Source organism: Nitrososphaerota archaeon (genome assembly GCA_016872055.1).
GTDB lineage: Archaea > Thermoproteota > Nitrososphaeria > Nitrososphaerales > Nitrosopumilaceae > Nitrosotenuis.
The window spans coordinates 1-5,865 of sequence record VHBH01000021.1 but is presented as its reverse complement, the minus strand read 5'-3'; the positions used below and the strand labels follow the sequence as shown (position 1 = coordinate 5,865).

8 protein-coding genes are annotated in these 5,865 nt (G+C 39.9%); 3 read left to right on the top strand and 5 right to left on the bottom strand.

The window, feature by feature from the left end; genetic code table 11:
* The first annotated feature begins 242 nt into the window (after positions 1-242).
* Positions 243-512, top strand: a complete 270-nt coding sequence (locus tag FJ354_07010; GenBank protein ID MBM3906400.1) for a hypothetical protein — start codon at positions 243-245, stop codon at positions 510-512.
* Between the two features lie 113 nt (positions 513-625).
* On the opposite strand, the gene FJ354_07005 is transcribed toward FJ354_07010, so the two are convergent.
* A complete protein-coding gene (locus tag FJ354_07005) occupies positions 626-1,198 on the bottom strand; it encodes a hypothetical protein (protein MBM3906399.1) in 573 nt (190 codons plus the stop codon).
* A 111-nt stretch (positions 1,199-1,309) separates the two neighbouring features.
* On the opposite strand from FJ354_07005, the gene FJ354_07000 reads away from it, so the two are divergent.
* Entirely contained in the window at positions 1,310-1,723 is a 414-nt protein-coding gene (locus tag FJ354_07000) for a hypothetical protein (GenBank protein ID MBM3906398.1), read from the top strand.
* Between the two features lie 172 nt (positions 1,724-1,895).
* Here the strand turns inward: FJ354_07000 and FJ354_06995 are convergent, their stop codons facing one another.
* Both FJ354_06995 and FJ354_06990 read right to left on the bottom strand, forming a co-directional pair.
* Complete coding sequence (locus FJ354_06995; protein ID MBM3906397.1) at positions 1,896-2,519, bottom strand: O-methyltransferase; 624 nt, start codon at positions 2,517-2,519, stop codon at positions 1,896-1,898.
* A gap of 4 nt (positions 2,520-2,523) precedes the next feature.
* Positions 2,524-2,919: a 2-isopropylmalate synthase gene (locus FJ354_06990; protein MBM3906396.1), complete on the bottom strand. Its 396-nt coding sequence runs from the start codon at positions 2,917-2,919 to the stop codon at positions 2,524-2,526.
* Positions 2,920-2,996: 77 nt separating this feature from the next.
* Between FJ354_06990 and FJ354_06985 the strand changes: the two genes are divergently transcribed.
* Positions 2,997-3,683 (top strand): hypothetical protein, encoded by a 687-nt coding sequence (locus FJ354_06985; GenBank protein ID MBM3906395.1) that lies wholly within the window; start codon positions 2,997-2,999, stop codon positions 3,681-3,683.
* Here FJ354_06985 and FJ354_06980 read toward each other — a convergent pair.
* Positions 3,661-4,380, bottom strand: coding sequence for a methyltransferase domain-containing protein (locus FJ354_06980; protein ID MBM3906394.1), 720 nt, complete (start codon positions 4,378-4,380; stop codon positions 3,661-3,663). The genes FJ354_06985 and FJ354_06980 overlap by 23 nt on opposite strands.
* 114 nt (positions 4,381-4,494) lie before the next feature.
* A partial coding sequence (gene fusA / locus FJ354_06975) for an elongation factor EF-2 (protein MBM3906393.1) occupies positions 4,495-5,865 on the bottom strand: 1,371 nt, incomplete at its 5' end.

Here is a 5,865-nt window from a genome sequence, read left to right as displayed (position 1 = left end):
AAAATCTCCCGTTCAATTAATATTAGATAACAGCGTAATTTGATGCTAAATGGATGATACATTGCTTTACCCGACAGAAAGATACCGCTGCATTTCTTGCAATGGTTCAAAGATTGGATTTATCATAAACAAAATAGACTATGCCAAAATATTTCGGATAAATAACGGACTGGCAAAAATATCCGAGCTAACAGATCCGAAAAATTACAAGAGATATCCATTATGGCAGTGCAAGTCATGCTATGAAGTTGGAGTATATTATTTTGAGAAATAAAGAATTCATTTTCCAGTGCAGAAATCTCGGCGCCAGACATTATGAAAAAATCGCCAGGGCAATATCAGATTATGGACCATTAACTGATGAGCAGATTTGCGATTATTCTGGAGTAATCAGGATTGACCTGACAAGATCTGTAATTTCAGACATGAAATCACATGGATTGCTACAGTCATTTAGGGTTTTAGTGCCAGAAAAAAACTGGCATGTCACCAAGTACAAGATCAATTACTAAAAAACATGACTTTATTTGCAGTAATTTGGCAAAAGCTGCGCGGACATCGTGTCTGCTCTGACCAAAGAAACAAGACTGCCTGAGAAAATTCTAGTCAGCAGAATATGGTATAATCAATAGCCGCCAGGACTCTGGGTCCATTCTTTCTTCATGACATCGATTTCGGTTTTTAACTCATAGGCTGCCATGTCTATTGCATACTTTACAATTGCATTTTCAGTCGAGAAAAAGCCACTGAACTTGCCTTCGCCGACATCTTCTGCAACCAAACCGACTGGGCCATTTTGATCACGAGTGACGACCATCCATACTGTCTTGAGGCTAGTTCCAACACATGAAACCACGGTTGCATGAGGTGGAATTGTCTGCGCCAAGTATGGGTTGTTAAAATTACCAATAATCCAGATTTTCGGGAGGCTCTTCATTAGTTTCATGTATCTGCCTTCTACGTACTTGTATCTAGCCTCATCCTCAAATGCGGCAACTAGAGGTCGTGAGTGCTTGGCGGCATAGTTTTCTATCATTATGCTCAGAGCATACAAATCAGATCTGTCAGCTAAAATGTTGATGTATTTGGAGTCTTGAAAGTTCTGAAAGTTCCAATGTGTGTAAACAGTCTCATCAACGGGTGCAATGGCTTTGTTTTTTGGAAATGCTGTATAGATTTTATTTATGAATGACTCCATAGCGTAATTCGCTACTAATACTATATAATGGTTATAGAATTTTGTTCTGCTGCTAACAATTAGAATCAACGAACTAGAATCCATTTAATATCATTGAAGAATTATCTGTTTGTGGCCGAACGGCTTTACAATGATTCATGTTATTATTCAGAAGACCAAATTAGTTATTTTATAACAAATCTGATATCAAACGAGATTGTCTTATACCAAGACATCTCTTCGAAATGGTGGCAGTCTGCAAGGAATAATGATGCTGAAATTCGAAAATACATAACCGAAAAATTCGCTCGTGATTTTTACCCGCGTGTGGTCGCAATTAGAAATAAAAAATTTGATATTGATTATGATCTACCCTATCTAAGATCTCACATTATAGATTCCATAAACAAGGGCTTGTTCTCCTATCAGTACGAGGAGGAAAAAATAATTGAAAAGACGACTCAGCTGCTTCACTCTGGGGTAGCGTCGATGATTAAGGACGTTAAGAAATACAATCCAAGACTTGCAATCAAGATTCTCATTTGAGTTATTTCGCATTGCAGTGGGATTTTTTGATTCAGTTACTGGTGGCAATTAGATTTTTTTAGTATAGATGTTTGCTGCGATTTTATATACTATAATGTCGAATCGCCTCAATTCTAATCAAAAAGAGCCAATGAGCGGTAAAATTCTATTCGGATTAGTCGTAGCAGTAAACCTACTTTGTTTTAACTGAAAACTGCTGCCCGTTTCCAATTGGAATGACTATTGTCTGGACGCTTTTGTTTTTCATGACCATTGCCAGGTATTTTTTTATGGACTTTTGATATCTAGTAGGATACAAAATATTATCAGCGCAGATAATTCCGCCCTTGTTTAGCATTGCCAGTCCTGCCTTGAAATAAAACGGATAGTTTTCCTTGTCTGCATCAATGAATACAAAGTCATAGTATTGCCTGGCTTTTTTTGTTTTAAAATCATCTAGCATTTTTTGCAGGAGCTGCTTTGCATTGCCCTGAATTATTTGGATTTTTTGCGAGACTCCTGCCTGCTTGAAATTATGCCTTGCCCTAGCAATTTTTTGCGGGTTTTGCTCTAGGGAAATTATCTTTGAGGAATTCGTTATTGCCTCTGCAAACCAAATTGTAGAATATCCAACAGATAGTCCTATTTCCAGGATTCTCTTTGGCTTCATAGCCCGGATTATTCCATTGTAGAATAGTCCCGTATCCTCAGTAATTGCAAGCATCCTGTTTTCGTGTGGGATCTTTTCATAGTGCTTGTCCTCGTATCTTGCCTGCTTTCCTAGCTGGTCCAGTATTTTGGCAATTTTTTTGTCCATTTTTCTAAAAGGTCTTGTACTTGTTGGACATTATCATGCACACAAAGATTCCCTTGCCAGAGACAACATTTGCCTTGTGGCGTAATTTCTTTGGAATGAACACAGTGCACGGTGCTGTAATTTTGTAAGTTTCATCTTCTAGCTGTATTTGATATACCAGCTTACCGCCTTGGGGAATTATCAGGTCGATTTCATCTACATTGTGGCTGTGCAGAGTTGTATATGGCGGAATTTTTTTCCGAGTTGCATTTACCTCGTGCACTGCCAGGTGGATTTTAGACTCTGGAATCTGGGATTTGCCTAACATCAGGGTCCTGCGAATTGGCGCCTTTGAATGGCCCGGAACCTTGTGGAGAGACTCTAGAATTCCTTTTGTTATGTATTTGCGGTATTTTGCCATTATAATTTAGATAAATTTGCAATATTAAACGACTATGATCGGATTTGCATATATTCAGAGATTGTAGCAACTATTACATGCAAGACAGGACTGGCGAGTGGTTTGTGCCCAAGTTCGGTCCTAGAAATTTCAGGCGCGCAGTGGGAATTTTGTTTTTGCCATACACTGGAATTGTCACATGCTTTGCTATTTGGGGCTCACTAGTAGAGAATTTTGCCCCAGAGAGGACCATAGCTATTGCTGTGATCTATTTTCTAGCACTGGGCGTATCTGCGCATTTGCTAGATGCAGTTGGCGGCAAGACCAAGCCATGGGGTGAGCTGCCAAAGCGAAAAATTGCAGCTCTGGCAATTACAATCCTAGGATTAGCATTTGCAATTGGAATTTACTATTCCATATTGGATTCGCCGCTTTTGATTCCAATAGGAATTGCCGAGGGTTTTTTCCTCTTTGCGTATAATCTGGAGCTATTCAAGGGAAGATTTCACAATAATTTCTGGACTGTTATATCATGGGGAATTTTGCCCGTGTTTGCAGGCTCGGCAATCCAGACAAATTCCATTTCTATTCAGACGGTGATTCTTGGTGCGATTGCTGGCGCACTGACCCTGGCACTAATTAGGACGTCAAAAAAATACAAGGGCGCATTATATGGCAATGCCGACCAGAAAATTATAAAAAAACAGGCGACAATTCTCAAAATTATTAGTCTAGGAGTAATTGGCTTTACTGGTATTTTCTTTATTGTTTTAGAATTGCAGTAATTACACAACTGCATCCAAATGCAAAATACTTTGTTTCCACCTCAAATCCAGCGGATTTTAGCTCTGCTCTGTATTGCTCTATCCAGTCAGAGGATTTTACAAGCCCGGGAAGATTTGCAAATGCAAACGACCAGCTGGGAATGAATTTGCCACAAATTTGCAGCATTGCAAATAATGCATGCCAGAATTTTTGCACCAGCTTACTTTTAGGATATGCAAAATCATGCAAGATAATCCTGCCGTCTTTATTGAGATGTATGACGCATTTTTGAATTAGGGTTTTGGCATCACAGTATTTTGGAATATATGATGATACTATAGAGTCAAATTTTTTTTCCAGGCTTAGTTTTTCAGCATCCTGATTCAAAAACGACACATTTGAAAAATTGGAATTTTTAATTGCTACATCCAGATAGTTTTGTGAAATGTCAATTCCCAAAATTTGCGATTTTGGGAATTTTTGTGCAATCATTCTGGTTAGGATTCCTGTTCCGCATGCTAGGTCCAGTATTGAATCGCCTCTGATTTTTTTTATAATGTATGATTTCCATTTTTTATCCTGCCCCAGTGTGGCGTATTTTGCTACAGAATCATATGTAGATACAGTATCTGTAAAGAATTTTTGTGCTAGTTCTTTTGGGGAATTGCTCACGATTATTTTGATATTCCACACTTGACATAATACTTTTGGTGGCATTTCTCTTCGCGATAAAACTCGTGTGTGGGAAGAATTTGCATTACAATCGTTTCTACAACATAGTAATGCAAGTTAAGACGTGTGTTTTCCTCTCAAACGAGGGGGAACGCATTTTTACTCTTTGTCTATGAATTCATCGGCCGTTGGTGGCTCTGGTGAAAGACCCTTTCTCTTTCGAGTATCAGCAATCAGGTTTGCCTGAATTGATTTTGGCATTGGAGTCCATGCCTTAAAGTGAGTGTTCCACATTGCTTTTCCAGCAGTCTGTCCCCTCATTACCTCTGAGATGTCAAATGTCTCTGAAGCCGGAATCTCTCCAGTAATAATACTGGTGATGCCTTTTTGTTGCATATCAAGCACCTTGCCGCGTTTTCCAGATAGCACTGTTGCAACATTGCCAATCATGTCTTGCGGTACTCTGACCTCAATTCCAAGCATTGGCTCTAGCAGAATTGGATTTGCCTTGAGCATTGCTGCCATGCATGCTCTTCTTGATGCCGGCGATAATTGTGATAGACCCCTGTGTGCAGTGTCCTCGTGGGGTACAAAGTGAGTAAATGTGAACTTGCAGTTTCTGACCTGCTCTTTTGCAAGCGGTCCTTCCTTCATTACCTCTTCGAATCCAGACAGAATGGAATCAGATGATTCCTGAATAAACTGGACACCTTTGGTGCCGTTGATCATAATGTTTCCTCGAGAATCAAATCTCATTACACGCTTTGCGGTATCGGTGTCCCAGCCCTTTGATTTGAGGACGTTTTCCATTTCCTTTTTGTCCTTCATTTCAGATAATTGCCCTGCACGAATCATGTCTGCAATTTCTGGCTCTAGTGGTTCTATTTTCATGAAAATCTTGTTGTGTCTGTTTGGCGATTTTGACATTACCACTTCAGATTCATTCTGAATTGTTTCTCTATAGTTGATGAGTGGTTGTGATGTTACAATCTGCACGCCTGCATCAGCAATTAGTGATGTGGCAATTTCTAGGTGTAAGACGCCCATTCCGGCAATCACTGTTTCGCCAGATTCCTCGTTGATTTTGACTACAAGGTTTGGATCCTCGATTGTGATTCTTCGCAGTGCCTCGACTAGTTTTGGCAGGTCTTTAGGATATTTTGCCTCGACTGCGATTTGTACGACAGGCTCTGAGACATATTTGATTCCTTCAAAGATTGAAACGTCTTTAACAGTAGATAATGTCTGTCCCGCTCGAGCTTCAGTTAGTCCAAGCAACGCCGGAATGTTTCCTGCTCCCAATTCCCCGACCATTTCTCTCTGGTTGCCCATGAAAAAGTTCACAGATTGGATTTTTCCCTCTCGTTTAGTATCAATTAGATGCACTGGCATTCCGTCTTTGAGTGTGCCCGAGAACAATCTTCCAATTGCTACCGGACCTGCCGCAGGATCCATTGCCATGTTTACAATCATCATTACCGCAGGACCATTGTCATCGCAATTCAGAATTGCTTTGCCAATCTCGGATTC